Below are 26,103 nucleotides of genomic sequence, written 5' to 3'. Positions count from 1 at the left end.
AAAGGAATGTTTATGTCTCTGCTGTCGCGCATCAAAATGGCTGTAATCGGTGGCGTTGCTATTGCTGCGGCTTCGACCATGGCGATGGCGGGGGAACTGCCTCGTTTGCGCACCGAGAATGGGCGACACGCGCTGATCGTTGACGGCAAGCCCTTCCTAATGCTGGGCGCCCAGGTGCATAACTCGAGCAACTATCCCGAGGTGCTGCCCCAGGTGTGGCCGGTCGTGAAGGCTCTTGAAGCAAATACCCTGGAGATTCCGGTTGCCTGGGAGCAACTCGAGCCCATCGAGGGACGGTTCGATTATAGCTGGATCGACACCTTGCTACGCGAAGCGCGGAAGAACAATATGCGCCTCGTGCTCCTTTGGTTTGGCACTTGGAAAAATGGTGAATCCACCTACACGCCCGAATGGGTGAAGAGCGATACCAAGCGCTTCCCACGGTTGCAGCGGCGGGACGGTCGACCCACCATGACGCTTTCACCGTTAGGCGAAGCGACGCTGGAGGCCGATCGCCGTGCGTTCGTGGCTCTTATGCGACACCTGCGCCAAGCCGATGTCCAACACACCGTCATCATGGTGCAGGTAGAAAATGAAGTCGGCACACACGGCGTGGCGCGGGATTACTCGCCGACTGCGGAGGCTCTATTCGCCCAGCCGGTACCCGATGCCGTCCTTCGCGCCTCGAACAGGTCGGGCGGGTCCTGGACCGAAGCCTTCGGCAAGGAAGCGGACCAGGCTTTCGCTGCCTGGACATACGCCCGCTTCGTCGAGCGCGTAGCCGCGGCGGGCAAGGCCGAGAAGCCGCTCCCGCTGTACACCAACGCAGCAGTTTTCGACGCCAGCAGTACTGCCATGGCCGCCTCGATCGCCAGCGGCGGCCCGAACTGGAATGTCCTGCCGATCTGGAAGGTCATGGCGCCGTCGCTCGATCTGATCGGCCCGGACCTTTATCTGCCGTTCGAGAAGACCTACTTCGGATTGCTGGACCGCTACACGCGGCCGGATAACGCGCTCTTCGTGCCGGAGACCAGTAATGCAGTCTGGGCGGCGCGCTTCTTCTGGGCCGCGCTTGGCCGCGGCGCCATCGGATTCTCTCCATTCGGCATGGATGCGACCAACTATTCCAACTATCCGCTCGGCGCGCGGACGCTCGACGCGAAGACCATCGAGGCATTTGCCGCCCTCTATCGCCTGTTCCGGCCGATCGCGAGTGACTGGGCGACGATCGCCAGCCGACATCCCACCTGGGGAACGGCCAAGACCCAGGCTGGCGAGGAGTCCACCACAATGGGCCGCTGGAAGATCACGGCCGCCTATGGCCAGAACAACTTCGATGTTCCGATGCCGGGGCGGCAGCCGCCGCCATGGGCCAGCGAGCCGGTCGGCGGGGGCGTCGTGGCGCAACTGGGGCCAGACGAGTTCCTGGTCGCCGGTCAGTACACCCGCTTCCGCTTCGCCCCCTCGGACGCCGCCGCGAATGCCCAGATCATGAGCGCGGAGGAAGGAACCTTCGTGAACGGCCAGTGGCGCGCACGCCGTCGTTGGAACGGAGACCAGACCTCTTTCGGCTTCAACTTTCTTGATCAGCCGGCGCTCCTGCGGGTGAAACTGGCGACCTATTAAAGAAAGGGATCGAGGGCGAAGGGCAAACAGTATTCTTCATGATCTGAACAATGTCGGCCCCTGTGATCCGCTCGGCATCGCCCGCAAACATATTAAACTATCATACAATAGAGGTGCTGACTTTGACTTCAAAACGCAGGCGCAAAGGCATAATGCATTGCAGAGCTGGTGATATCTATGGATTATGCCACCTTTATTACTATCCACCAACGGGCTTCACGCCTTTGGACTAAAATAGCTGAAGACAAATTATAGGAGAACCGCAATGTCAGTGCCTGTCCAATTTAAGCCGGTAGCACCCCCACAAGTTATCGAGGGCGCCTTCACCGAGGATCAACGTCGGCGGATGCTGGATGTTGTGCGTAACAAGGGGCCATGGTCACTCATCCTCGCTCAGCATTTCAGATCGCCTGAGGAAGTGATTGCAACGACTTCCGGCTCCATTCCCGAAGGATTTACGCCGACTTGGGATATGTTCCTTAGCCCGGTTTTCCGCGGCTATTTCGCGAAGGCGCATACCTCCCTCCACCCTGAGATTGAGGATTGTTTTCTCAATAGCAAATTCCTGGATCTGGTACGCGGCTACTGGAAGGCCGAATATGCCACTCCGGAGAACATGCTGTTTAACATACAAGGTCCAGCTCAAGGTACGAATTCACCGCATCTGGACGCCACCCAGTATAGGGGCATAACGTTCCACAATTCGCCGATCTGGCTGATGAACACGATGACGAAAACCGGCCTGTTCGAACATTGGCGCGCAAAAAAGGCACAGGTCATCACTTGGTATTATAAAGGCCGGATTGGCGGCGGGTTCAATTACTGGCCCGATGGACCCCAGGCGGCGCCCAAGCAGATCAATGCCCCGATGTGGGGTCGCGGCGTTGTCGTCGAAAATGAAATGATGTTTCATACCGCAGAATCCAACGGCCCCGTTGCTATGCGTAAGCCTGCTGGGCTTGCGATCAATTCGATGATGGAAGCCGATCCCGAGAGGATCGAGGGATGGCGCATCACGACCGATGGCAACGTGATCCAGAACATCCCGCCCGAGGAGTTTCGCTTCCTCGTGCACTGGGGCGCGGATATCTATGCCGATTACGCAGACCTGAAGCGGTCACTCGACCATAGTGATGATCTGACCCACGAGCAGGTATTCGACATGATGGTTAAGGACATGCGCGCGCGCGGCCTGACATTTGAAGTGCCTAGTGATCCCATGACGGACGAGAAGTTCATTGGCCTGCTCACGCGCACCTACGACGCTGGTACGCCGGCCGCATTCCCGCCCGAGCCGGAGGAACTGGCAGCCTGACGACTAAGACGCTATTTTGGCCGTTGCCGAAATGATCGCGCTGCGGTCTTGATTGAGGGGCCGGTAGCGTGCGCTTATGCCAACCGGTGCTTCGATGAGAATAACTACCAAAGGGGAGGCGAGAAAATGAAGCGGCGCTTTCATGTCTCGCCGACCTGGTGCGCGGGCGGTAGAAGCAAAGATCTGGCACTATCACCTTCCGATTTCAGGGTTCGAACTCTAAAATTGGTAGGAAGAGGACAGACACGATCTTAGATGCAGCTTCCCCGGCTTCTATTGTACGTGCACGCACGGCGCCGCATCATTGGCGCGATAAGACAAAAAACAATTCGCGAGAGGGTAGATGTGGAAGGCGTGACAAGAATTCGTGACCGGAAGAGCGTCGCGTTCACATGTGTCTGGATCTCCGGCATCAATTCGGCAGTCGCCGTGGCGCTTTCACCCGCTTTGCCCGGAATGGCGGCAGAGCTTGGATCAGGAAAGGACGGCGAGTTCCTCGCGCAGATGATACAAACGCTTCCCGCGATTGGAATGATCATCGGCGCGGGGCTGGCGGGCTATTTTAGCGAGCGCATCGGCCGCAGGGCGGTGCTGCTGTTCGCGGTGGCACTGTTCACCCTGAGCGGCGCGGCCTGCTTCATGGCGCCCGACCTTACGATGCTCATAATAAGTCGTGCGGTCCAGGGCGTCATTGCAGGCGTGATGCTTACCACCAGCTATGCCGTGGTGGCCGAATATTTCTCCGGCCCCGCCCAACTTCGCATGCTCGGTTTTTGCGGCGGGGCAGGTGCGCTGGCCTCGATCCTGATCCTTCTCGTCGCTGGGCCGATGGTAGATGCATTCGGCTGGCGCAGCGTCTTCCTGTTGTTTTTGCTGGCAGCGCTTGCGATGCCATTTGCGTTTTCCGGCATGCATGCCGGGTTGCCCCAAGGCGAGGCTCCGGTAGCATTGAGTTGGCGTCCTATCTTTGCGCTCTGGCGCGTGTGGTTGCTCCAGATCGCGTTCACTATCGCCATGTTCATGTCGGTGATACAGGTCCCTTTCCTGGCTACGGCCAAGGGTGTTGTAAGTGCATCCACGATCAGTCTGCTTGTCGCGACCACGTCGGTGTCGGCGACACTAATCGCGATCTTTTATGGCTCGATCCGCCGCCTCCTCGACGTTCAAGGCATGTTCGTACTGATGTCGCTTGCGTTCGGCGCGGGGTTGCTCACCTGCGGCGTGGCGAGCGGCCTCCCCCTCTTTCTCCTCGGCGCAGTGATATTGGGTATCGGCGCGGGATCTGTCGAGCCGACGATTATGTCGCGCGCGTTCAGCGAAACACCTGAACTGCTGCACGATCGAGTCGCAGGCGCGGCCATCGCCACGCTGTTCGCCGGACAATTTCTCAATCCGATCGTCGTGCATCCCGTGACGCAGTTTGGCGGCATCGAGTTTGCAGCGCGCACTTTCGGCGTGCTCTATCTCGTTGGAGCGTTACTGTTTCTTGCGACATGGTTCATGCAAGCTCGGCGACATGCGCCGGTCTGACATAGGCTAAAAGGTGCGACCCGGTCGTCGTATTTGCCAGCCGCGTACAGGGTCAACCACCACCGGTCCCCGGTGCTTCCACATGGCTTCAGGCGGGGGGCACCGGGGCCGCCCCCAGTTTATTGTGCGAGGAGACCGCGCGACTTCATCCAGAGGAGGAACTCATCCATCATTAGGGTCGTGGTCGTGCCGGGAATGCCTGTGCCGAACCCATGGCCACCCCGTTCGTAGGCATGCAACTCCACCGGAAGGCCAGCCTTGCGCCAGCTCTCCACGATGGCGAAGCCCTGACGACCGAACGGGTTGTCGTCGATAGCCAATGCAGCAAACATCGGCGGCGCCTTATCGGGCACCGTGATGGCAGTCATCGGGCCGTAAATGTATCCGAAAAAAGCAGGCTGATCGTTTACCGCCAGCGCGGCGTTGAGTGCTGTCATCGCTCCGGCCGAAAAGCCAATCATGCCGACACGCGCCGGATCGATCTTCCATTTGGCTGCGTTTGAACGAACGCTTTTCAGGGCCTCCTGTGCATCAGTCGTCGCGCGAGGTTCTTCCAAGGCCGGTCCTCCGCCGGTATCGCGCCTTCCCGCGAGCTTCGCCATCTCTTGCAGGAAGCCGGCCTCCTCCCTAGGCGTTTCGTTAAGTCGATACTTAAGGACAAACGCTGCAACACCATGTTGGGCAAACCATTTGGCCACGTCCCACCCTTCACCGTCCATCGACAGCATCTTGAAAGCGCCGCCGGGCGCGACGATCACGGCGGCACCCGTGGCTTTCGATGGTTCCGGCAGAAAGGGCGTGATCGTCGGACGCGTAACATTGCGGACGACCCTGTGGCCGTTGCTCATGCGATCCCAGATCTCGGTTGCGTCGCCACCTTGCGAGCCCGGAGCCTTACCCGGATAGAGCGCGATAGCGTCCGGCTCTGCAGGGGCCGCGATGCGTGTGAACGCGAAGGCAGGGGTCCCCGTAGAAGGCGTTGGTGTCTGCGCACGCAGGGGAACAGCAAGCAGGAGACTGGACGCGATCGCGATATAACCCATTGATTTCATGTGGATGTCTTTCGAGTTCGTGAGGAAGTCCCGTGTAGCCAGCGAGGATCGTGGCGCAAGATTCATCGCGAAGATTAAACCAAGGCGAGACATAATGTCTAGTGGTTGGATCGTGCGCCTGATTAAGTTTGACGAGGCTGCCAGCACGTCGTTGCCAGTTGGATCGACTGCGCCATTGCACATGCAGACTTTGCCAGCGTCTCAGCGGCGCGCCATCCTCGCGCCCGCGCTTCATAAATCACTCCTCCGAGTGGCTAGACATTGTGTGCCACCGGTTTAAGCTCGCCTGAGAGAGCTGATGGCAGAAGAAAAGGCCGCCTTATGGAAAACAAATATGGCCTTCACTCAACGTCTACGGTGGTGAAACTGCTGTCTCCCCAAAGAAACTCTTCTGAAAATTGGCTTGGTTACCACCTCAAGGGGCAAGGCGCGGGGTGCCTGGAGCCATTTTGCCACACTGCCCATCTGCAGGCGGCCTTGTGACCGGACAGTGATGAACAGGCGGCAGATTTTAGCTCTTGCTGCCATGGCACCGCTCGCGGCGTGCGTCACCGCGCGTGAACAACGCAGGCTACCCGCCACCCGCCTTTACGTGTTTGGGGACTCATTCTCCGACATCGGCTACGGCTTTTCCGACGGAAATGGGCCAACGGCAGTGGCTTACCTTGCCCGCCAGCTTGGCTCCACGCTCAGTCACCCCAAGGCTGCTGACTGGGCCGGAAAGAGCCTCTGCTTTGCCCGTGGCGGTGCGTCCACGGGTAGTCCAGACCAGCGTCTCAAAGCCCTCAGCGTAGCGGGTCAGGCGAAGACTTTCGCTGTAATGGCGGCTTCCGGGGATATTGCTTTCGATCCCGCGACGACCCTGTTCTTCGTCGCGGGCGGGTTGAACGACGGCGAGCTTACCACCGAACAAACCCGAGCATATTTGCGGGAAACCGTATCGACGTTGAAGGGGGCAGGTGCGCTCCATATCCGGATTGCGCGCTTGCCTGAGAAAATCCCCGTCTTCAGTGTTACAGCGAAACGTCTCAATCCAATGCTCGAACGCCTGCCGGTCGAACTCAGTCGCGAGCTGGCGATTGATGTAAAGCTGTCCTACTGGGGCACCTATTTCGATGACGTGCTAGCCCATCCAGCGGCACACGGGCTAATAAACATCACGGACGCCTGCGCTCCGCGTGGTGGGACGGGTCGCGCATTGGTGTGCGCAGAGCCCGGCAGGTACTACTACTATCGCCCGGACCATCCCTCTACTGCCGTCCACCGGATCGTGGGTGAGCAGCTCTATGGCGAGTTGAGCCGGTAAAATGAGGCGACAGGCAACGTGACCGCGCTCATTTCAATTGTCTGCGTTCGTAATCCGGCACAGTGTATATCGCTCGTAGTTCCGGCTTCCGCCTGACCGCACGTTGCGGATCTACCCACAGAAAAATCGGCGCGACTTGATGGCAAAGCGGACCCAACCAACTTGGCTGCACGAAGCGCAAGGTGAGGCGACCAGGAAGCAGATACTCGACGCAGCGCAGACGATATCCACGAGCATACTTACGGCGAGACAACGATTGGTCGGGATTGTTGCTCATGCGGGGGGTCATCCGGGCATCTTCTACCGCCATTTTCGCGGCAAACTTGATGTTGCCTCAGCCCTGTTCGATACAGAGAAGCCCCGGCTCGAGATGGCCTGGGACAGCATATCTTCCGTGGAAGATCAATCTGTTGCCGGCTTCGCCCGCTGGATCGACGAACTGATAGCTGTCGCGCGGGATCAAGTCAGACTGTCCACCTGACTCGAGAAATCGGGGCGACCGAACGCGCCTACTCGGCAGTTATATTCAGGACCAGGCGCGCCAAGCTGCGATCATCGGAGCTATGGCAGGTGTGATCGTCGATCCTGAGGTGGTGGCGTTCGAATCCGAGGACGCCGTGCGAGCCTATCTACTGAAATTGCGAACTGATGACCTAGTCTATGGAGCGGTTCGCGATCTTGGGCAGATAGAGCTCTCCGCCGCTCGTAAAATCGTTGCGGAGGAACTGGCGTCATTCGTCGCACAAGCCAAGCATTCCAAAGCAAATAATAAGAAACGGATAGCTGTCGTAAAAGCCTAGACACTTCGTCTCGGCGCCATTATCCTTGCATCCAACGCCTAAAAGACGCGCGGCACACTGCTTCGCACCACGGGACCGAAATGGCGTTCACATTCGATCGGCTCGGCGATCCGTCGTCACCGATCAAGCCGACGCCCCAACTGCGTGTCCTTATAGACCAGATGCGTGGCGCCTGGGGCGCATTCGCACGAACCGGAAATCCTAATCATTCTGGAACGCCCGAGTGGCCACCTAATAACGCAAACGGGCGTCCGACCATGGTGTTCGACACGCCGACCGAGCTCGTATCCGATCACGAGGCCAAATTGCGCCTGCACTACAGACACTTCTATAAGGCAACATTCGAGCGAACAGGTTTCACTTTGTTTTCGACTACTATGAAGCGTGCTAGATAATTAAAGAAAAACGTCACCTTGAGCCTACCGGATTGGCTGAGCTTTCCTCAAAGCAAAAGTGCTTTAAAATTCTACTTTGCACCATTTTGGTAAAACCGGAGATACTGATGCTGTCGCTGCAAGAAATATCTGACCGTTTGGAAATTCAAGATCTCTTCGCCCGCTACTCCTTCGCCATCGACGATCGTGAGTGGGATGCACTGGACACGGTGTTCACTGCCGATGCGGCGATCGACTATACCGAGAGCGGCGGTCCTAAGGGGACGTTCGAGCAGATCAAGCGGTGGCTTCCGATCGCGATGGAGCGTTTCCCGAAATATCAGCATATGGTCGCCACCACCCAATTGATGCTGAACGGGGATCGCGCGACCAGTCGCACGATCCTGTTCAATCCGATGGTCTATATCGAGGCGGACGGCACGACCAAGACCTCCTTCATCGGACTTTGGTATCGTGACGAACTTATCCGCACCGCGGCGGGTTGGCGCATTGGCTCGCGCTACGAGGAGATGGGTTATGCTTACAATGCTCCCGCCAACATGAGCGATATCCCACCACTACCGTCTGTAGAGTGAAAACTGCAGGTGATGTGTGTTCCGAAGCTTGGGCCGTGCCGCAGCACGAGCTCAACAACCGCCTTTTGAGTGAAACCGCGGAAGGCGATCATCATGCGGTTGGCGCCTGCCACATGGGCGTGGGCGAGACTGATGTCGTCGATGCGCAGCTACACGTATGGCATCGATCTGGGCATTGCGGATGCATCGGCGATGCCGCAGGTCGTCAGTGGCAACACCAACGCTGCGACGATTATCATCGGTGAAGGGGCTGCGGACTTTATATTGGGTCATGCCGCGCTCAGGCGACGTGCAAGCGCCGCGTAATACCAAGCTGCGCAATCAAATTCTGGTTGGGCATTCTCAAGAGCGGAAGGTCTGACGAACCGTTATTATCGAATCCATATCTTCAACGCGGGAGCATCAAGTCGAATGGCCCCTCATGTTCTGTCTGAAAATCCGAAGGGCGCGCTGCGCACCCTTGTCCTAGCGACGGTCGCATCCAACTTCGCGATTGGCCTGCCCCTTGGCTCCTTTGGGGTGAGTGTCGTAGCCATCCAGCAGGAATTTGCCACCACCCGCGGGCTCGCGTCGGCGGGCGCATCACTCGCACTCCTGGCTTTCGGGCTCATGGGGCCGGTGGTGCCCTATCTCATCGAACGGTTTTCCATCCGTAGCACCATGCTTGCAGGGATCATCCTGGGGTCGACAGGTTATGTTGCCCTTTGGGCCGCGCCGAACATCTGGGCGTTTCTTGCGGCTTTCCTCCTGCTGGTTGGACCCGGCGCGGTCATGTCGGGCAATTTTCCGGCCAGCATCTTGATCAACAATTGGTTCCGCGTGGGTACCGGGCGCGCGATTGGGATTATGATGATGCCGATATTCATCATGCTCGTGCCGCTAGCGAGCAGCCCCATTATCGCGTCGTTTGGCCTCCGGGCGCTTTACCTTGTCCTTGGCGCGGTCAACCTTTTGCTCATCCCGTTGCTGATGCTGGTCAAGGATCGCCCGCACGGCACCTCGGACGAGGGGGAGCAGTCAAAACTAGCGACTGCGGTCGAAATTGCTGCGCCGGACCGGCGCGCTACGACTGGCCAAATCCTTCGGCGTGTTGATTTCTGGCTCCTGGTGATCGCAGTCGGGCTGCTCAATGGCAGTGGAATGGTGAAATTGGCCCAGCTCGTTCCTCTTGTTGCCGAGCAGGGCCGTTCGATCGGCGATGCGACGCTGTTGTTGAGCATTTCCGGCGGGGCCGGCGTGATCGGCTCGTTCGCTTTCGGCTGGCTAGCGGACAGGCTTGGCGGCGCGCCGGCTTTGATGTTGAATGCGTTGCTGCAGGCCGCGACATGGACAATCTTCTTCTTGCATCCGGCCCTTCCATTGCTGTTTGTAGACGCCTTCATTATGGGCATCTGCGGCGGTGGTGTATTCGCTGCATATATGATCGTGCTTGTCGACTTGTTCGGAAGGCCAAACCTCCCCCGCGCTCTAGGCTTGGCCGCGCCGTTTGGAGTGATCCCAACTTTTGTTGCGCCGCCGATCGCGGGCTTCCTCTACGACATCAGCGGTTCATATGTATTAATGCTCGGCACGATCAGCAGCGCCTGCCTGGTCGTCTCAATGGTCATGGCGATCTTATGGATGCGGCAACGCCGTCGACAGGCGTGATATGAGGAGTTGTGCCGAACTTGTCGATTGGGGCGCATTGCGCCTAATGTGGCGATCCGGTGGTGAGGGGAATCGATGCAAGCGGCGAGTCGGTGGCCATATTGGCGGGTAGAGCTTCGTGCCCTAGAGCGCCCTGCAGTAAGTCCCAGAGGCGCTGATGCCTGGTGGCCCGGTCCAATGGCGTGACATACTAGGAGCGACTATACGAAAGTGACCTACTGGTTGCTTGGGGCGAACGGACCGGGATGCTTGGGCTTTTCGTCCTTCGCCCTGCTTTCGCTGCCTTTGTAGAGAGGCGGCTTTCTCCATCTTTGAGTCGCTGGACCACCCTGGCCCTGCCGAGCTGCTCGCTCGGTGAATTGCTGACCGTGGTGAAGGAACTGAAAAGCGTGGCGTTGCTCGGCTCAGCTTGGAAGAAAAATCCACACCACATCGGTCGCAGGCGAGTTGGTTTTCAACGCCTTTACCGCGATCGCGCATTTCGAACGTCGTTTGATAGCAGAGCGCACGAAAGACGGAATTGCTGCGCCGTACGCCAAAGGCAAGCCGCCGGGGCGACGGCCGCTAGATCCCGATAAGGCCAAGGCGGCGCTGAGCTTGGTGATGGCGGGCATGTCGCCGACCGACGCCGCGCGGCAACTTGGGCTGGGTCGCGCGACGGTGTATCGCGAAATGGCCTCGGCCGGTGGGCGGCGAGCAGGGTGATGTCGTGGTTTGGTGGAAACGTCGCCCGCCGCAGTATGGCGCCTGGGAACATTGGCCGTAGTATGACGGCAGTTCGTACAGTTTGGTAAAGGTCAGTCGTGCTGTGCGATGGTTGACGACAATACTTCCGATCTGCTTACCTGGCTGCGCGGCTAAAGCGCTTCTCTCGCTCCCGTGCGCTTGCGGACCAGTTCCACCTTCCGCCCCAACTGCTAGCGATGGGTGCAGTTTTGCGAGGATCAGCATCGATCCGGAGGCGCGTCACCTGCTGCGGACCGACTGCGAAGATCGGTGCCCATCTTCAATGGCTGCGATCTGTGGTCGCTCGTGCTGATGAACGGTCGCCTGTCGCAATACGTGCTCCGAAGGAGCGCCTCTTGCAAGAAAGCTATCGTTCCGACGGTGGCGAGATCATGGTGGTTCCGGCGGGGGCACGAGGCTCACCCTCCTCCGAGGTAGGGGAGGAGAGCCAGATAGGCATGATGCGTCCCGACGGGTCGGGGTGGCGGCTACTTAGCGTACCCTTGGGTGGCATATCTGGCCCGTTCTCTCATCCGATGCGATCACCTCAGTTAGCCTAACGAGACCGACGCCGGTAGCGATATAACCAATGACTTGACACGCCGTCTCATCGATGGGTACATTTGCATACTGCGCAAAGACGCATAGCGCCGACATCTGTCCGGCGACGATAGGGGGGATGACGATGAAGGTAAGAGAAAACTGCGCCCAAACCATGCTTGCCGGGCTGGGCATGCTTGCTTTCGCCAGTGGGGCCGAAGCGCAAACGGGCGGCGTGGTCAATGTCAATGCGCCTCCGAACGTTGGCGCCGTTGATATCGTCGTGACGGCGACGCGCGATGCTCGATCGCTCCAGGATGTGCCGATGAGCGTATCTGTCGCATCCGGCAAACAGATCGAGCGCCTCAATATCTTTGACGTAAAAGATGTTCAGCAGCTCTCGCCCGGTCTGGAAATGACCAACACGGTGGGCCGGAACAATGTGACATCGCTTCGCGGGGTTACGTTCGATCCGGATCAGGGGACAGGCCCGGCAGTCGATATCTATGTGAACGACATCCCGATCGATGCCCAGACCGCGTTTACGGCGATCTACGACATCGACCAGATCGAGGTCCTGCGTGGTCCCCAAGGCGCGCTGCGCGGCCGCACGGCACCGGCGGGCGCCATCACCATCCGCACGCGGCGGCCCAATCTGGATTCCCTGGAGGGCTATGCCCAGGCGACGGGCAGCGAGGATCATGCGTACAACGTGCAGGGTGCTGTCTCGGTCCCGCTCATGCCGGGAAAGCTGGCGCTCCGCGTTGCTGGATTGCTCGATGGCAACCGGCTCAACCAGGTTAACAATGTCAACCGCGACGAGCGGTCAAAAAGCCGCACCCACAGCGGCCGCGCGACGCTCGCGTGGCGTCCCACCGACGCTGTCAACGTGGTGGCGTCGTACCAGTATCTGAAGGCGGACAATCGGCAGGAGCAGCAGGTCTTCGGGCCGGGTAACAGGCCCGCCATATTCCCCGGCACCAATCCTCCGGTGCAGTCGCCCGAGTTGAGCGGACCGCCAGCGTCCGTGGACGACTACATCGCGGTGAGCGAAGGCATCCGGCGTTTCCGCAACACCACCCATATCTTCAACTTGCAAGCCGACTGGAATCTTGGCGGGGCAACCCTGTTCTTCGCGGGCGCGCACCAGTATTCCAAGCTGATCCAGGAAAGCGATCAGGACGTGGCGAATGCGGTGCCGGGGTATCAGGCGGTGCAGACCACACGGATTCCCTACCCGGTCGACACCGGCGAATTGCGACTGGTATCCAACGACACGGGCCAGTTCTGGAATTGGTCCGTCAGCGCCTTCCATTCCCGGCAGGGCGGAACCGTCCGGGTGAACCAGCCGGGTGACCAATTCTTCGGGCCGTTTCCCGCGCAGTTCGGCCTGATACTGCCGATCACGGTCGATGTGGTGCTGCCGGTGAAAGCCACAACGACATCTATTGCCGCGAGCAGCCGGTTTAAATTCACGGAAAAGCTAAAGCTCGAGGTAGGCCTACGATATGGACGCCTGAAGAGTGTCAAGCCCAATATCCTCACTCTCACGTCGCCCGGTGCGCCCGCATTCGGGGTTCCTCCGTTCTCGTCGACCAGCCTCCGCCCGGACGATCTGACCCGCTACGAGAAAAAGCCGCTGACCGGCGGCGCCACCCTCACTTATGAATTCAACCGCGACGTGACGGCCTACGCTGCCTATGGGCGGTCGTTTCGAGAAGGGACATTTGGTACCTCGACATCGCAAAACATCGACCGCCAGTTGCTGATCACCGATCCCGAACGATCCGACGCGTTCGAACTTGGACTAAAGACCGCCTTCCTCGACCGTCGAATTTCCGTGAATATCGCTGCTTTCTATCAGAAGTATAATGGCTATATTTCTCGCATCGCGGACATAGCCTATGATAACGGAGCCCAGGTCAACGGACAGCCTGTTGGGCGACCCGACGGCGTGGTGGACGGCGTTGCGTTGGTCAACTTTAACGGCGACGCGACATCCAAAGGCGTGGAAGGTACAGTCTCCGGTCGTCCATCGGCGAACTGGGATTTCTCCGTCTCCGCATCATATATCCGGGCGAAGTACGACAAGGCATCGATCCCCTGCAACGACTTCAATTTCGACGGTCGCCCCGATTCTATCGGAACGCCACGGGTCAACCCGGCCAGCGGTACTAATATAAGCTATTGCGTCAGTAATTCGCGGCTCTCCAATGTTCCGGATTTCACCTTGTCGGCGAACAGCGAGATACGCTTCGCGACCGGCTCGGTCGAACCCTTCCTGCGGGGCTTGTTCACGCATCGCCCGGCGGTGACGCTAGACAGCGTCGGCGTGCGCCTGCCCAGCCGCCAACTGCTAAACCTGTTTGCAGGCATCCGAAGCGAAGAGGGGGGCTGGGAGATCAATGCGTTCGTCAAGAATGCGCTAAACCAGAAGCGTATCACCAACGTAGGGGCCAGCAATTCTCTCCAACCCACGCTGGCGGGAATTTCCTATGACTCTGGATACCGGATCGTGAACGTGACCAACCCCAGGGAATGGGGCATCACCACCGTCTACAGGTTCTGAACGCGTTCATTCGGTTTCGTGAATCTTCTCGGCCTCGAAAGGGAGTATACTACTCGCAGTACCAGCTTTGGTTTGATATCGGTCGCTTTTTTCGGGCATCTGCCCAGGTGTCTATCGGAGCGGCAGAATGGCAAAGCGAACTCAACCGACCTGGCTGCATGAAGCGCAGGGGGAGGCGACCAGAAAGCAGATACTGGACGCGGCGCAGGTTACGTTCTTCGAACTCACTTACGGTGCGGCGACGATCGGTGGAATCGTTGCCCGCGCCGGGGTCAGCCGGGCATCCTTCTACCGGCATTTCGGAGACAAGCTCGCTGTTGCCTCGGCCTTGATCGATGCTGTCATGCCCCGGCTCGAATTGGCGTGGGAAGGCATCTCTTCCCTGGAAGATCATTCGGTCGCCGTCTTCGCACGCTGGCTCGATGAGCTTATAGCGATTACACAGGATGAGAGCCAGATTATCCACCTTATTCGGGAAATCGAGGCAACCGAACGCACATACTCGGCCGTCATATTCAGAACGAGGGCGCGCCAGGCGGCGACTATCGGAGCGTTGGCGGGCATTGTCGTGAATCCTGAGGCGTCGGCATTTGAATCCGATGACGCGGTGCGGGCGTATCTGCTGAAACTGCGCACGGATGACCTGATCTATGGAGCGGCTTGCGATCCTGGGCGGATAAATCTCTCGGTTGCGCGAGATATCGTCGCGGAAGAACTTTCGGCGTTCATCACGCAGGCTGGTCGTTCCCGCGCGCAAGATAAGGAATTGAAAACCGCCGTAAAGGGCTAGACACATCGTCTCATCGTTATTAGCTTTGCTCCAAAGCCCAAAAGGGCGCGCTAAAATTGGGAGAAGCAGGATGCAGACGCACAAGCCCGGGGTTGAGTTGACAAAACGCTCGCTAATGTTCGGTTCGTTGGCCCTTGCCAGCCTATTAACGGCGGCGCCATTGATAGCTCAGCCCGCAAAATCGACGTTGGCGCGAACGCGGTCGGGGAAGGTCCGTGGCGTTGTGAAGAACGGCTGCCACCATTTCAGGGGTATCCCTTATGGCGCTGACACGAGCGGAAGCGGTCGCTTCATGCCTCCCCGCCGCGAAGCGCCGTGGAGCGGCGAACGGGATGCGACGGCATACGGCCACCGCGCGCCACAACTGCCTCAGCCGCCGGCATTTGCGCCCTTCCAGGACATCCCGATCGGCGAGGATTGCCTCGTGCTCAACGTTTGGACACGGGGTATCGCGGACGGAGCCAAGCGGCCCGTTATGGTGTGGATGCATCCAGGTGGGTTCAAGGTGGGCACCGGTGCGGATTATACTGGCGACGGCACGCTCACCCTCAAGGAAGATGTGGTCCTTGTCGAGGTGAACCATCGGCTGGGCGTGTTCGGCTATCTTCATCTGGGCGACAACGATCCTCAATTTGCTGAGTCCGGCTGTGCCGGCATGCTCGATCTGGTCGCCGCGCTCGAATGGGTGCGGGACAATGCGGCCGCTTTCGGCGGCGACGCAGGCAATGTCACGATCTTTGGCGAGTCCGGCGGTGGCGCGAAGGTGATGACACTCATGGCCATGCCATCCGCCAAGGGCCTCTTCCATCGGGCTATCACGGAGAGCGGTTTTTACCTGAAGGGCATCGAACGTCCCGCCGCAAAGAAGGCGGCTGACAGCCTTTGCGCTAATTTGGGTGTCATGCCCGGGGATGTGCGTGCGCTCCAGCGCGTGTCCGTCGATAAGCTCCTCGTCGCAGCTGAAAGCGTCCAGACTGGGCTACGCGGCGGCTTTAGCCCGACAGTCGGGACCCGTTCACTGCCACACCATCCATTCGATCCGGTCGCCCCCCAAATCTCTGCCGACGTGCCATATATAATCGGTGTGAACCGTGACGAAACCGTGCTGCTGCGTGGTGTTATGAGTCCCGACCGAGACCGTTTGTTTTCACTTACGGAGCAGGGGCTAAAGGAGCAGCTTTCAAAAGAATATGCTAAGCTGTCGCCAGAGGCCTTAGATCGATTGGTCGAGGACTATCGATACGGTATGCCCAATTCGTCCCCCAGCGACCGCTATTTTCGGATAACCTCCGACGAGATGATGCGTGGCCCGTCGATCCTGGCGGCCGAGCGCAAGGCGCAGTTGGGCCGGGCTCCCGCTTATCTTTACTATTTTACCTGGGCAGGTGCGACATTTATGGGGCACACGGCTTCGCACCACGGGACCGAGCAGGCGTTCACATTCGATCGGCTCGACGACCCGACATCACCGATCAAGCCTACACCCCAATTGCGTATCCTTGCTGACCAGATGCGCGGCGCATGGGGCGCATTCGCACGAACCGGAAATCCTAATCATTCAGGAATGCCGGAGTGGCCGCCTTATAACGCAAACGAGCGTCCGACCATGGTGTTCGACACGCCGACCGAGCTCGTATCGGATCCTGAAGCCAAGTTGCGCTTGGCGATACAGCCACTTCTGTAGGGCAAAAACCGGAGCGATTACGTTTCATACCGTTCTTGATACTAAATCACTACGAATAGAATAGTTCACGGTAAATTTTACATAGATCCAAATCAGTTTGGTTCGGACTTTGGGGTATCTTCAAAGCAAAAGTGCTTGAAGGAATAATGACAAGCAAATGGGAGAGGTTATGATTAACAGGGCAACTTTATTTCTATGTGGTGTCGCACTTTCGACCCTTGGCTCGGTGCACGCCGGGGCGCAAGTATCCAGCACTTTACAGCCATCTGGTGCCAATGATCGCAGCGAACAAATGGAGGTTAGAGACATCGTCGTCACTGCTCAGCGCCGAGAAGAGCGTGCGCAAGATGTTCCGGTCGTGGTCACCGCCTTCTCGCAAGAACGCCTTGAGCAAATGAACGTCAACGAGCCCCAAGATCTCAACGGCAACGTGCCGTCGCTGGTTGTTGGGACGCAAGGACAGGCAAGCCGCGACGTTCAGTCCTTTGCGATACGCGGCCAGTCTACGGGCTTTCTTGCCTTACCCTCCGTTGCGACCTATCTTGCGGAAGTTCCGCTGGTTGCTTCCATCAGCTTGAGCTTGCAAGGTGGCCCCGGTCTTTTCGTTGATCTCGCCAACGTCCAGGTTCTGTCCGGTCCCCAAGGAACGCTGTTTGGACGCAACACGACCGGGGGCGCAGTCCTGCTTACTCCCCAAAAACCGACAGATCGGTTCGAGGGCTATTTAGAAGGTGCCATCGGCAATCTGGACCTGCGCAGCATTGAGGGGGCGATCAACGTGCCCGTCGTGGAGGACAAGTTGCTCGTGCGCGTCACGGGGGCATATTATGATCGACGAGGTTTCACCCGGGATTTGGTCTGGAACAAGTGGCGTGATAATCAACATTGGTACACCGGTCGTGTCGGCATCACTTTCAGGCCGACCGAGAGGCTGGAAAATTATCTGCTCGTTTATGGTTCGAAATCACGCAACGATGGTGCGGGCCATATCAATCGCGGTTTCAATATCGCCGGTTTGAGGGCCGGAGGCATATGCTCTGACACGCCGATATCGCCAGGCGGCATTAGTTCCTGTGGCATTTATGAACGCCAAAGCGCGATCGCTAATGAGATCGGCCCCCGCAGAACTCGACATGACGTCGATTCATACAACAATATAGACGCATGGGGCCTCATCAACACTACAGACCTGGAACTTAGCGATACACTGACTTTGCGCAACATCGTCAGCTTCCAGAAGCTAAAGTCGGACTATGCGTCCGACGTAGATGGAACCCCCATCCAGCATTATCAGCAATCGCAATATGGGAACTTTCCCGATTTTCCCGTTGCGGGGTTCACCGACTTGTTCACCCCACCCTTTCGAGGCTACCGCAACGAGCAGGAAGGTTCGCTACCGCGCGACTATCTCAAACAGTTTACCGAAGAGCTACAGCTCCAGGGCACCGCGCTGGATAAAAAGCTGACCTATGCTGTCGGCGCTTTCTATATCGATACGAAGCCGGCAGGGATGTGGGGTTCCGCAGCCGTCCAGAACTGCGCGGTCCTTAATACTGGCGATCCGGTCGCCTGTTCCGGCACTTTCTCGCGAAGCGGAGTCACCAATCAGTCGCGGGCGCTCTACGCTCAGGGTACGCTCGATCTGGGAGTGCTCACGCCGAGCTTGGACAATCTGCGGTTCACGGGCGGCATTCGCCATACATGGGACCGAGTGAAGGGGTTTAGCAGTTCGTGGCTGACTTACGCTCCAGGCAATCCATTTGGAGCACCCGCTGGAGCGTCCAAGTGCCTGTTCGGGCCGCCAGCTTCGCAGGGCGTCGTAGTCCCTGCGGGTGAGGATCCGGCTGCTGGATGTAACTTCACCGGCGACCTTAAAACCAAAGCACTGACGTGGACGGTTGGGCTCGACTACAAGCCGATCGATGACGTGCTTATCTACGGCAAGATCAGCAAGGGTTACAAGGCTGGTGGCTTCAACAGCTTCGCGATCCGAGCCTCAACCACCACGTTCCAGCCGGAGAAGGTTTTAAGTTACGAAGCCGGGTTCAAGTCCGACTGGCGTCTGGGCGCCATGCCAGTGCGGCTCAACGCTACCTATTTCTATTCGGACTACAGCAATATCCACCGTCCGGGCGGTGATGCGGACTTCAGTTCGTTCGCCTTCGGCGCGCAAGTTCTCTCGGCGAAAGCGAGCATCCAGGGTCTGGAAATGGAAGCTTCCATCCGTCCGGTCGAGGGGATCGAGATTGGCGGCACACTCAGCCATACCGACGCCGACTATAAGAAGTTCGAGTTCACTTCGGCATTTGGCGCCGACTTCACCTGCCTCCCGGGCGGCGGTTCCGCCAGGGTAGGTGTCGGCCAGACCGTCGATGCCAGTTGCGTCCCGTTCCAGTTCGTCTCACCATGGGTATATAATATCCATGCGAACATCGACCTGCCTATTCCAGAGCAACTCGGAAAAATGTCGCTGTTTATCAATTATTCGCATCTTGCCGCAAGCGGCGCTGCGGCGTCGGAAAATCCGGTGAACGAACCTGGCTCCCTGTTAGAAGCATATGGCTTGCTTAATGCATCACTCGATTGGCGAAACATTGCCCAAAGCGGCGTTGATATCAGCCTGTTTGGTAAGAATATCGCAAATAAGCTTTATAGAGTAAGTAATGGTAACGTCTTTTATAACCTGAATGTCTGGGATACCCTATATGGAGAGCCGCGGACATATGGCGTGAAATTGCGATACAATTTCTGATGCTTATCGCCGCTAATTAATCCTGCATTCCCGGAGGCCTTAGAGCAGGGAAAGCCGACTGCGCAGAGTTTAGAATTCGTTTGGAAAGTGTCATGCTGCGGTAATAGACTTGAGAATGGAAGCGAACAACATGGCCGCGGCCGAGACGTGGATGAGCGTCTCGTAATCTGTCGTGAGACATCGCGAAATCGTCAGCGCTCCGAGGCTCTGTTCGACTAGTCTCTGGACCACTCAGCCGGCGGGGGGGCAGATCATTTGCGGCGCTTCCAAATACGCGACGCTCGCAGTTCCTTGCGGAGACCGCGACCGCTCCTGCCCCCCCGACTATCACGACCGACGCCACTGAGCGCCCCGCACAGCCGCCATCATCAACGTTCGTAGGCCCGTGATGGCGTCTTGGCGCGTCAGGCATCCGGCCAACACCTCACGGATGAGGTAAGCGTGGGCTGGAGGCCCCAGATCAGGCGGCTTCGGCGATCGGTTGCTGATCTGGTCGCCAATTCCAGGGCATGAGTTCATCCCAGCGAGCGGCAGGCCAGTTGCCGGCGATCTTGGCGATAACGTCGGCAATATAGGCCTGTGGTTCGAGGCCGTTGAGCTTTGCGGTCTCGATAACGGAGTAGATGGCCGCCGCCCGATCGCCGCCTGCCTTTGATCCGGCGAACAGCCAGTTTTTACGGCCCAAGGCCACGCATCGCATGGCACGCTCCGCAATGTTGTTATCGATCTCCAGACGCCCATCATCGAGGAAGCGCGTGAGCGCCACCCAGCGCTTGCGGCCATAGGCGATCGCTTTCGCCATCTCGGACTTGGGCGAGAGGCGGCGCAGGGCATCGTCAAGTGCTTGCCGCAGATCATCGATCAACGGCTGAGTGCGGTCGTGCCGGCTTCGTCGGCGGATCTCGGGTTGCTGGCCTTGAACCTCTGCCTCGATCTCATAGAGTTGGCCGATGCGTTCTAGCAGGTCGGTGGTGAGCGGCGTCGGCTTGGTGGCGTGGATGTCGAATATCTTCCGCCGGAAATGCGCCCAGCAAGCAACCTCGGTGACGCGGTTCGTGTCGTAGAGCTTGTCATAACCGGCGTAACCATCAGCCTGCAGGTAGCCGGCGAAGTTGGCCAGCTGACGCTGGGGATGCGCACCGGTGCGATCGGTGGTGAACTCATACCAGACGAGCGAGGGGGTCGTAGCGCCCGAGCCACGATCATCGACGGCGTAAGCCCAAAGCCTGCCGGTGGCCGTCTTGCCCCGGCCCGGATCAAGCATGGGAACAGGCGTATCGTCGGTATGGATCTTTGAGGCGGTGAGGCCCACCTCGCGAATGCGACTGACGATCGGGTCGAGCAGCACGGATGCCTGTCCTACCCAGCCCGCCAGTGTCGATCGGTCGATCTCGACCCCCTGCGCAGCCATGATCTCGGCCTGGCGGTAAAGCGGCAGATGATGGTCGAACTTGGAGACGACAACGTGGGCCAGCGTGCCGAAGGTCGCCTTGCCGCGCGCTATCGCCTTTACCGGCACGGGCGCCTGGACGATCTTCTCGCAGGACCGGCAGCTATACTTGGGCCGGATGGTCCGAACGACACGCCATTGCACTGGCACGGCATCGAGCATCTCGTCGCTATCCTGCCCCAGAGGCCGCAGCGCTCCGCCGCAATCTGGACAGGTGCAACTGCCCTGTTCGGGCTCGATCCGCTGTTCCTCCCGCGGCAGATGAGCAGGCAGCGCACGAACAGGCGACGGCCGATCAACCTCTGCCGGATCGGCCCGGCGGGCGGCGGCGACGATGGCCTCGCCTTCGAGCTCTTCGAGCGCAAGCTCAAGCTGTGCGATCTGAGTGTCGAGCTTCTCGGACGACTTGCCGAACTGCATCCGCTTGAGGCGCGCGATCTGCACGCGCAGCGTGTCGATCAGGATGTCGCGGGCAGAAATATCGGCGTGGGCGGCCGCCAAAGCAGCTTCGAGCTCGGCAATCCGAGCGTCTTTATCAGCGGTGGAAAGGCCTGCGTCCGACACCGCGACCCTATAGCGGAACAGACGCCGCAATGCCAGAAAAAGCGCCGGAAAATGGGCGTTTTAGCCCGCAAGTGATGGGGTGAAAGTGCGTTCCGGCCGCCGCCAGTCGATGCCTTCCAACAGCATGGAAAGCTGGGCCGCCGTCATCACCACCGAACCGGTCTTGGTCGATGGCCAAATGAACCGGCCTCGGTCCATCCGCTTGTACCTCAGTTGGAAATGCGGGCGGTACATCTGCGCCATTGCAGCTTGTGACTGTGACCCACCCTTTCCATCCATACTCCGGACAGCAAGGGGAGTGCATTGCGAGACGTGGCAATCGATCGGGCAAGCGGTGGTTGCTGCGCTTTGCCGATGGTCAGATTTGTTCTGTTCCGCCGCAATGGACGGATGCGACATCTCCTGATCTTGAGGTCAGGCGTGTCCTTTGCAGCCTTACCGATCTGTTGGAGCTCAATGAACTGGTGGGACTGCTGATGGCGCGGAAAAGAGCTTCCGGGACAAAATCACGTAAGCATAATTATGCCGCTACTGTAAAGGAAAAGACGCCGCGATATCCGTGGAGGTTGCGATGAATGTTGTGCAATATGGCAATTTACTTGCGAGTCTATGGGTGCAATAGCCTTGACGAATGCGCCATATACGGCATATTATACATTACATATACAAAGCGGGTAGCGAGGGTTGCAGGTGCCGGACAAGATCAAGCACAAGCGATCGAAGGCGAGTGTTTTGGCCGCAGATGGCACGCTCAATCCGGCGCCGGAGAAGGTGGGCGATCCGAAATTCCAGAAGGACGGCTTCTTCGATCCGCGCGACATTGTGCAAGTGAAATACGAGATGCTGCGGCGCGTATCCGTCGACAAAATGTCGGTGACCGACGCATCCGACGAATATGGTGTCTCCCGGCCAACCTTCTATCAGGCCAAGGCGGACTTCGAGGATGCGGGCTTGGCCGGCCTAGTCCCGAGGAAGCGTGGTCCTCGCGGACCACACAAGCTCCAAGGCGAAGTGATGACGTTCCTCAAGGCGCAGGTGGACCCTGGCGAACCCATTCGGGCGCGCGAACTGACGGATCGTGTCCGGGCAAAGTTCGGGCTCGATGTCCACCCCAGAACGATCGAGCGGGCGCTCGGTGTAAAAAAAACTGCGTGATCGGCGCCGGCGCGCAACTGCATCCCGCGATGCAGTGCCGCGCCATGGAGCGATACGAAATATTGCGCGCTGCCGCGCTTGGGACCGCGCTACCCCCGGAGGCGCGCAGCGGCCTTACTATCCTTCTGCATCAAGGCATGTTGGCTTGGGCTCGCGCGATTTTGCGGGCGCCCTGCCATAGCCCATCCGCTGCCGTCCCGGCAGTTGGTCTGCCGATCGCAGATGCAACTTCCGAACGACGCACAGTCATCCACCTGCTCGCCGCCATGGTGATGGCAGCCCCTGAATGGAGGAGATCGGCATGAACGAAAATCTCAAGGTCCAATCGCGCCATCTCGAGCGAGGGGCCTATCTCTACATCCGGCAGTCGTCGATGCGGCAGGTCATGGAGAATGTCGAAAGCACCAAGCGCCAGTACGACCTTCGCGGGCGTGCGGTCGGGCTGGGATGGCGCGACGACCAGATCATCGTCATTGACAGCGATCAAGGTGAATCCGGTGCGTCGGCGTCATGGCGCGAAGGGTTCCAGAAACTGGTGTCCGATGTCGGTATGGGGCGTGCGGGGATCGTCATGGGCCTGGAAGTATCCCGTCTCGCGAGAAACAATGCGGACTGGCATCGGCTGCTGGAAATCTGCGCTTTGGCCGACACGCTCATCCTCGACGAAGATGGCGTGTACGATCCGTCCAACTTCAATGATCGCCTGCTGCTCGGACTCAAGGGCACGATGAGTGAAGCCGAGCTGCATGTCATCAAAGCGCGATTACGTGGCGGCATCCTCAACAAGGTGCGCCGTGGTGAATATCATTGTCCTCTGCCAACCGGCTTTATCTATAATGAGGTTGGCGACGTCGTGCTCGATCCTGACGCCCAAGTCCGGGAGATGATCGCCCACTTCTTCGAGACCTTCTCGCGGGTCGGATCGGCCGCGCAAACCGTCAAGGCGTTCGCCAGGGAAGGCCTGCTCTTCCCATCTCGCCTTCGCAATGGCAAACAGGTGGTCTTCCAACCGTTGACCACATCGACCACAATGCGCACGCTGAAAAATCCGCGCTATGCGGGTGTTTACGCCTATGGCCAGCGTCTTTACCGCCGGACCGTCGACGGAAGGATACAACTCCGCAAACGTGATCCCAAGGAATGGCTCGCCTGCATCCCTGATGCCCATCCTGGCTACATCAGTTGGGAACAATATCAGCATAATCTCAAAATACTTGAGGCCAATGGGCGAGGATACGATCCCGCGCGCGCCTCGCCGCCTCGCGAAGGCGCAGCCTTGCTGCAAGGGCGCGTGATCTGCGGACGCTGCGGCAGTTATATGAAAGCCCGCTACGCCGATCGGCGAGGACAGGTGGATACGTGGTATGTGTGCAGCCAGGCCTACGAGACTCGCGGTGAACGCCACTGTCAGTCGATCGCAGGCTGGCCCATTGACGGAGCCATCGGCGAACTGATCGCTGCTGAAATGACGCCCGCCGCCGTGGAGTTGGCGCTGGAGATCAGAAAGGAGATAGAGGCGCGCCATGACGAAGCGGATCAACTCCGGCTTCGCGCTGTCGAACGAGCCCAGATCGATGCCGATCTTGCGCAGCGGCGGTTTATGCTGGTCGATCCGAACAATCGCCTGGTGGCCGACACTCTTGAACGAGAGTGGAACGACAGACTGCGCTTGCTGGCCGACCTGCAGGAAGAAAGGGAGCATGCTCTACGCGAAGAACGGGTGGCACTCGACGATGGAGTCCGCGATCGGTTGACCGCCATGACGACCGACTTCAAAACGGTCTGGCACGACCCGACGCTGCCGAACCGTGAACGCAAGCGGCTTCTTGCCTACCTCGTTGAAGACGTCACACTGCTCAAGATCCCAGCTGAGGGAGAGACACGGGTGAATATCCGCTTTAGGGGCGGAAGGACCCAAACGCTCACGACCCAAAATCCTAAATCTTCTGCACAGCAGGTAAAGACCCGGCCCGAGGTCGTCGCACTGGTCGACAAGCTGCTCGACGACCATATCTGTGCCGAAATCGCGGACATACTGAATGCAAAAGGGATCCGGCCCGGCGGTTCAGCGCGACGGGATCAGGCCGACGCCCAGTTTACCGACATGCGCGTCATCTATCTCGTCAAGACATATGGTCTGCGCCCGCGCTACGACCGGCTGCGCGAGCGAGGAATGCTGACGAAAGCCGAGGCCTGCGCCAAACTCGGGATCACCGAGTGCACTTTGGTCCGGTGGGCGAAATACGGTATCGTGAAACGACATCCCTACAATGGCTATATCAGCCTCTACGAGCCGCCAGGACCGCATGTCCCGGTCAAGCAGTGCAGCAGATGGAACCAATTAGCCCATCGGGCCGAGACAATCCGTCGGCTCGACGGCTCTAAATGCATGGATCTCGACGAAAGGGCTGTAGTATGAAACCAGTTAGTTGGAGAAAAGGCACATGCCCTGACCGTCATACCAGAGCAGCTTTACCAGATCACCGCGCTTCCCTCGAAAGGCGAACAGCGCACCGGAATGCGGGCTCTGCTCCAGAACTTGCTGCGTCATCACAGCCAAGCCGTCAAAACCCTTACGCATATCTGTTGCGCCGCAGGCCAGGAATATCCGCGTTGAGGGCGGCAGCGGGATCATTGCGTCAGGACGCCGATCACCCGCGACAGGGCATCGGCATCGACGGTGGCGTCCACGTTCACCCTGATGCCAGACGGCAGCTCGATGCCGATCACTCCCTCGCTGCGTGCTGCGACCGTTGGCCCAGGCAAGGCCAGCTGATCGCTGATCTGCACCTCCGCAAAGGCAGGCTCTGCCAGCTTGCGCACCCCGGCGAGCTCACCGGACATCGCCTGTCGCCGCCATGTGTAGATCGAGCCGCTGCCGACGTCATGGCGTTCACAGGCCGCGCGCACGCAGCCCTCCGGGCCGAATGCATCCTGCAGCACGGCCAGCTTCTGCTCTACCGTCCACCGCCGCCGGCCTGACACCCGGCTAACGATCTCTATCCGACTACTCATACGACCGCTCGTATGAGTAGTCGCTGCGCTGCTCGCTGAATCTTCAATCTCGTCCGACACCGGCCACCCCGCTTAAAGAGCGGCAATCATCCCGGCTAATGGGCGCTGCGCAAGGCGGTCGCCAGACCCCGCTTACCGGATGAGCGCGTCGGCCGCGCCGAGCACGGCGAGCAGAAGAATCTTCCCCTCCCGCTCCGGCAAGTCGCTGAAACGGGCCAGCCGATCTCCCGCTGATAATCGGCGGACGTGACCTAGGGAAGGCCCGTGCTCTGGCGGACAGTCTCGGAAACGCCGACGGCGTGGCGGTGGACCTGTCGAAACCCTCATTGGGCCTTGAGCAGCGCAGTAGGTCTCATCGCCTACGATCCGACCTCCAACGCAATGAATTTCGCGGCAAGAAACGGGGCGCCGTTTCTCTGCATCACCGGCGGTGCCTTCGAATTCGCGGTCGACGCTATTCCCGGTCTGGCAGCGGGCCGCAAGGTGCCGGTTGTCATCGCTAGTCACTGGTTCGCGGGATCGGTGACCATGGCCACCCTCAGCCTCGCCGAGCGCTTTGCATCCGTCGACCGCGTCCATGAGGAGTTCATCATTGATAGTGTCGAGGGTTCA

21 protein-coding genes and 3 pseudogenes are annotated in these 26,103 nt (G+C 59.0%); 18 read left to right on the top strand and 6 right to left on the bottom strand.

Annotated elements, in window-relative coordinates; translation table 11 throughout:
* The first annotated feature begins 12 nt into the window (after positions 1–12).
* The 3 genes from ACZ51H_RS17490 (at position 13) to ACZ51H_RS17480 (ending at position 4,471) form a co-directional block, all read left to right on the top strand.
* Complete coding sequence (locus ACZ51H_RS17490) at positions 13–1,626, top strand: DUF5597 domain-containing protein (RefSeq protein WP_464803673.1); 1,614 nt, start codon at positions 13–15, stop codon at positions 1,624–1,626.
* Between the two features lie 265 nt (positions 1,627–1,891).
* Positions 1,892–2,941, top strand: a complete 1,050-nt coding sequence (locus ACZ51H_RS17485) for a hypothetical protein (protein WP_464803672.1) — start codon at positions 1,892–1,894, stop codon at positions 2,939–2,941.
* 255 nt (positions 2,942–3,196) lie between these two features.
* Positions 3,197–4,471, top strand: coding sequence for an MFS transporter (locus tag ACZ51H_RS17480; protein WP_464803671.1), 1,275 nt, complete (start codon positions 3,197–3,199; stop codon positions 4,469–4,471).
* 119 nt (positions 4,472–4,590) lie between these two features.
* Here ACZ51H_RS17480 and ACZ51H_RS17475 read toward each other — a convergent pair whose 3' ends face one another.
* Positions 4,591–5,706, bottom strand: coding sequence for an alpha/beta hydrolase (locus tag ACZ51H_RS17475; RefSeq protein ID WP_464803670.1), 1,116 nt, complete (start codon positions 5,704–5,706; stop codon positions 4,591–4,593).
* Positions 5,707–6,049: 343 nt separating this feature from the next.
* On the opposite strand from ACZ51H_RS17475, the gene ACZ51H_RS17470 reads away from it, so the two are divergent.
* The 12 genes and pseudogenes from ACZ51H_RS17470 to ACZ51H_RS17415 all read left to right on the top strand — a co-directional run bounded on the left by ACZ51H_RS17470 (position 6,050) and on the right by ACZ51H_RS17415 (position 19,307).
* A complete protein-coding gene (locus tag ACZ51H_RS17470; RefSeq protein ID WP_464803669.1) occupies positions 6,050–6,829 on the top strand; it encodes an SGNH/GDSL hydrolase family protein in 780 nt (259 codons plus the stop codon).
* Positions 6,830–6,968: 139 nt separating this feature from the next.
* On the top strand, positions 6,969–7,310 hold the full coding sequence (locus tag ACZ51H_RS17465) for a hypothetical protein (RefSeq protein ID WP_464803668.1): 342 nt from the start codon (positions 6,969–6,971) through the stop codon (positions 7,308–7,310).
* A gap of 82 nt (positions 7,311–7,392) precedes the next feature.
* On the top strand, positions 7,393–7,629 hold the full coding sequence (locus ACZ51H_RS17460) for a hypothetical protein (protein ID WP_464803667.1): 237 nt from the start codon (positions 7,393–7,395) through the stop codon (positions 7,627–7,629).
* A 29-nt stretch (positions 7,630–7,658) separates the two neighbouring features.
* Positions 7,659–8,024, top strand: a complete 366-nt coding sequence (locus ACZ51H_RS17455) for a carboxylesterase family protein (protein WP_464803707.1) — start codon at positions 7,659–7,661, stop codon at positions 8,022–8,024.
* A gap of 107 nt (positions 8,025–8,131) precedes the next feature.
* Positions 8,132–8,599, top strand: a complete 468-nt coding sequence (locus ACZ51H_RS17450; RefSeq protein WP_464803666.1) for a nuclear transport factor 2 family protein — start codon at positions 8,132–8,134, stop codon at positions 8,597–8,599.
* Positions 8,600–8,740: 141 nt separating this feature from the next.
* On the top strand, positions 8,741–8,905 hold the full coding sequence (locus ACZ51H_RS17445) for a hypothetical protein (RefSeq protein ID WP_464803665.1): 165 nt from the start codon (positions 8,741–8,743) through the stop codon (positions 8,903–8,905).
* A gap of 105 nt (positions 8,906–9,010) precedes the next feature.
* Positions 9,011–10,246, top strand: a complete 1,236-nt coding sequence (locus tag ACZ51H_RS17440) for an MFS transporter (protein ID WP_464803664.1) — start codon at positions 9,011–9,013, stop codon at positions 10,244–10,246.
* A gap of 347 nt (positions 10,247–10,593) precedes the next feature.
* Positions 10,594–10,951: pseudogene (locus ACZ51H_RS17435) on the top strand (recombinase family protein); the annotation flags it as partial.
* A 706-nt stretch (positions 10,952–11,657) separates the two neighbouring features.
* The gene (locus tag ACZ51H_RS17430; RefSeq protein ID WP_464803663.1) at positions 11,658–14,081 is read left to right on the top strand and encodes a TonB-dependent receptor; all 2,424 of its coding nucleotides are present in this window, start codon (positions 11,658–11,660) and stop codon (positions 14,079–14,081) included.
* A gap of 127 nt (positions 14,082–14,208) precedes the next feature.
* Positions 14,209–14,871 (top strand): TetR/AcrR family transcriptional regulator, encoded by a 663-nt coding sequence (locus ACZ51H_RS17425; protein WP_464803662.1) that lies wholly within the window; start codon positions 14,209–14,211, stop codon positions 14,869–14,871.
* Positions 14,872–14,941: 70 nt separating this feature from the next.
* A complete protein-coding gene (locus ACZ51H_RS17420; protein WP_464803661.1) occupies positions 14,942–16,555 on the top strand; it encodes a carboxylesterase/lipase family protein in 1,614 nt (537 codons plus the stop codon).
* A gap of 157 nt (positions 16,556–16,712) precedes the next feature.
* Entirely contained in the window at positions 16,713–19,307 is a 2,595-nt protein-coding gene (locus ACZ51H_RS17415) for a TonB-dependent receptor (RefSeq protein WP_464803660.1), read from the top strand.
* Positions 19,308–19,397: 90 nt separating this feature from the next.
* Here ACZ51H_RS17415 and ACZ51H_RS17410 read toward each other — a convergent pair.
* The 3 genes and pseudogenes from ACZ51H_RS17410 to tnpB (ACZ51H_RS17400) all read right to left on the bottom strand — a co-directional run.
* A pseudogene (locus tag ACZ51H_RS17410) lies at positions 19,398–19,523 on the bottom strand (IS5/IS1182 family transposase); the annotation flags it as partial.
* 244 nt (positions 19,524–19,767) lie between these two features.
* A complete protein-coding gene (tnpC, locus tag ACZ51H_RS17405) occupies positions 19,768–21,321 on the bottom strand; it encodes an IS66 family transposase (protein ID WP_461158394.1) in 1,554 nt (517 codons plus the stop codon).
* Between the two features lie 60 nt (positions 21,322–21,381).
* Entirely contained in the window at positions 21,382–21,564 is a 183-nt protein-coding gene (gene tnpB / locus ACZ51H_RS17400) for an IS66 family insertion sequence element accessory protein TnpB (RefSeq protein ID WP_464803659.1), read from the bottom strand.
* 8 nt (positions 21,565–21,572) lie between these two features.
* On the opposite strand from tnpB (ACZ51H_RS17400), the gene ACZ51H_RS17395 reads away from it, so the two are divergent.
* The 3 genes from ACZ51H_RS17395 to ACZ51H_RS17385 all read left to right on the top strand — a co-directional run bounded on the left by ACZ51H_RS17395 (position 21,573) and on the right by ACZ51H_RS17385 (position 24,895).
* Entirely contained in the window at positions 21,573–21,896 is a 324-nt protein-coding gene (locus ACZ51H_RS17395) for a DUF5372 family protein (protein ID WP_464803658.1), read from the top strand.
* 115 nt (positions 21,897–22,011) lie between these two features.
* Positions 22,012–22,476, top strand: coding sequence for a helix-turn-helix domain-containing protein (locus ACZ51H_RS17390; RefSeq protein WP_464801451.1), 465 nt, complete (start codon positions 22,012–22,014; stop codon positions 22,474–22,476).
* 301 nt (positions 22,477–22,777) lie between these two features.
* On the top strand, positions 22,778–24,895 hold the full coding sequence (locus tag ACZ51H_RS17385; protein WP_464801452.1) for a recombinase family protein: 2,118 nt from the start codon (positions 22,778–22,780) through the stop codon (positions 24,893–24,895).
* Between the two features lie 12 nt (positions 24,896–24,907).
* On the opposite strand, the pseudogene tnpB (ACZ51H_RS17380) reads toward ACZ51H_RS17385, so the two are convergent.
* Positions 24,908–25,111, bottom strand: a pseudogene (gene tnpB, locus ACZ51H_RS17380) (IS66 family insertion sequence element accessory protein TnpB); the annotation flags it as partial.
* Complete coding sequence (gene tnpA / locus ACZ51H_RS17375) at positions 25,108–25,491, bottom strand: IS66-like element accessory protein TnpA (protein ID WP_464803657.1); 384 nt, start codon at positions 25,489–25,491, stop codon at positions 25,108–25,110. The pseudogene tnpB (ACZ51H_RS17380) and the gene tnpA, both read right to left, overlap by 4 nt.
* Between the last annotated feature and the right edge of the window lie 612 nt (positions 25,492–26,103).

The sequence above is a fragment of the Sphingobium sp. TomMM15 genome, assembly GCF_055397045.1.
Note: the sequence above shows the minus strand (reverse complement) of the source record. Positions and strands in the feature narration are given on the sequence as shown.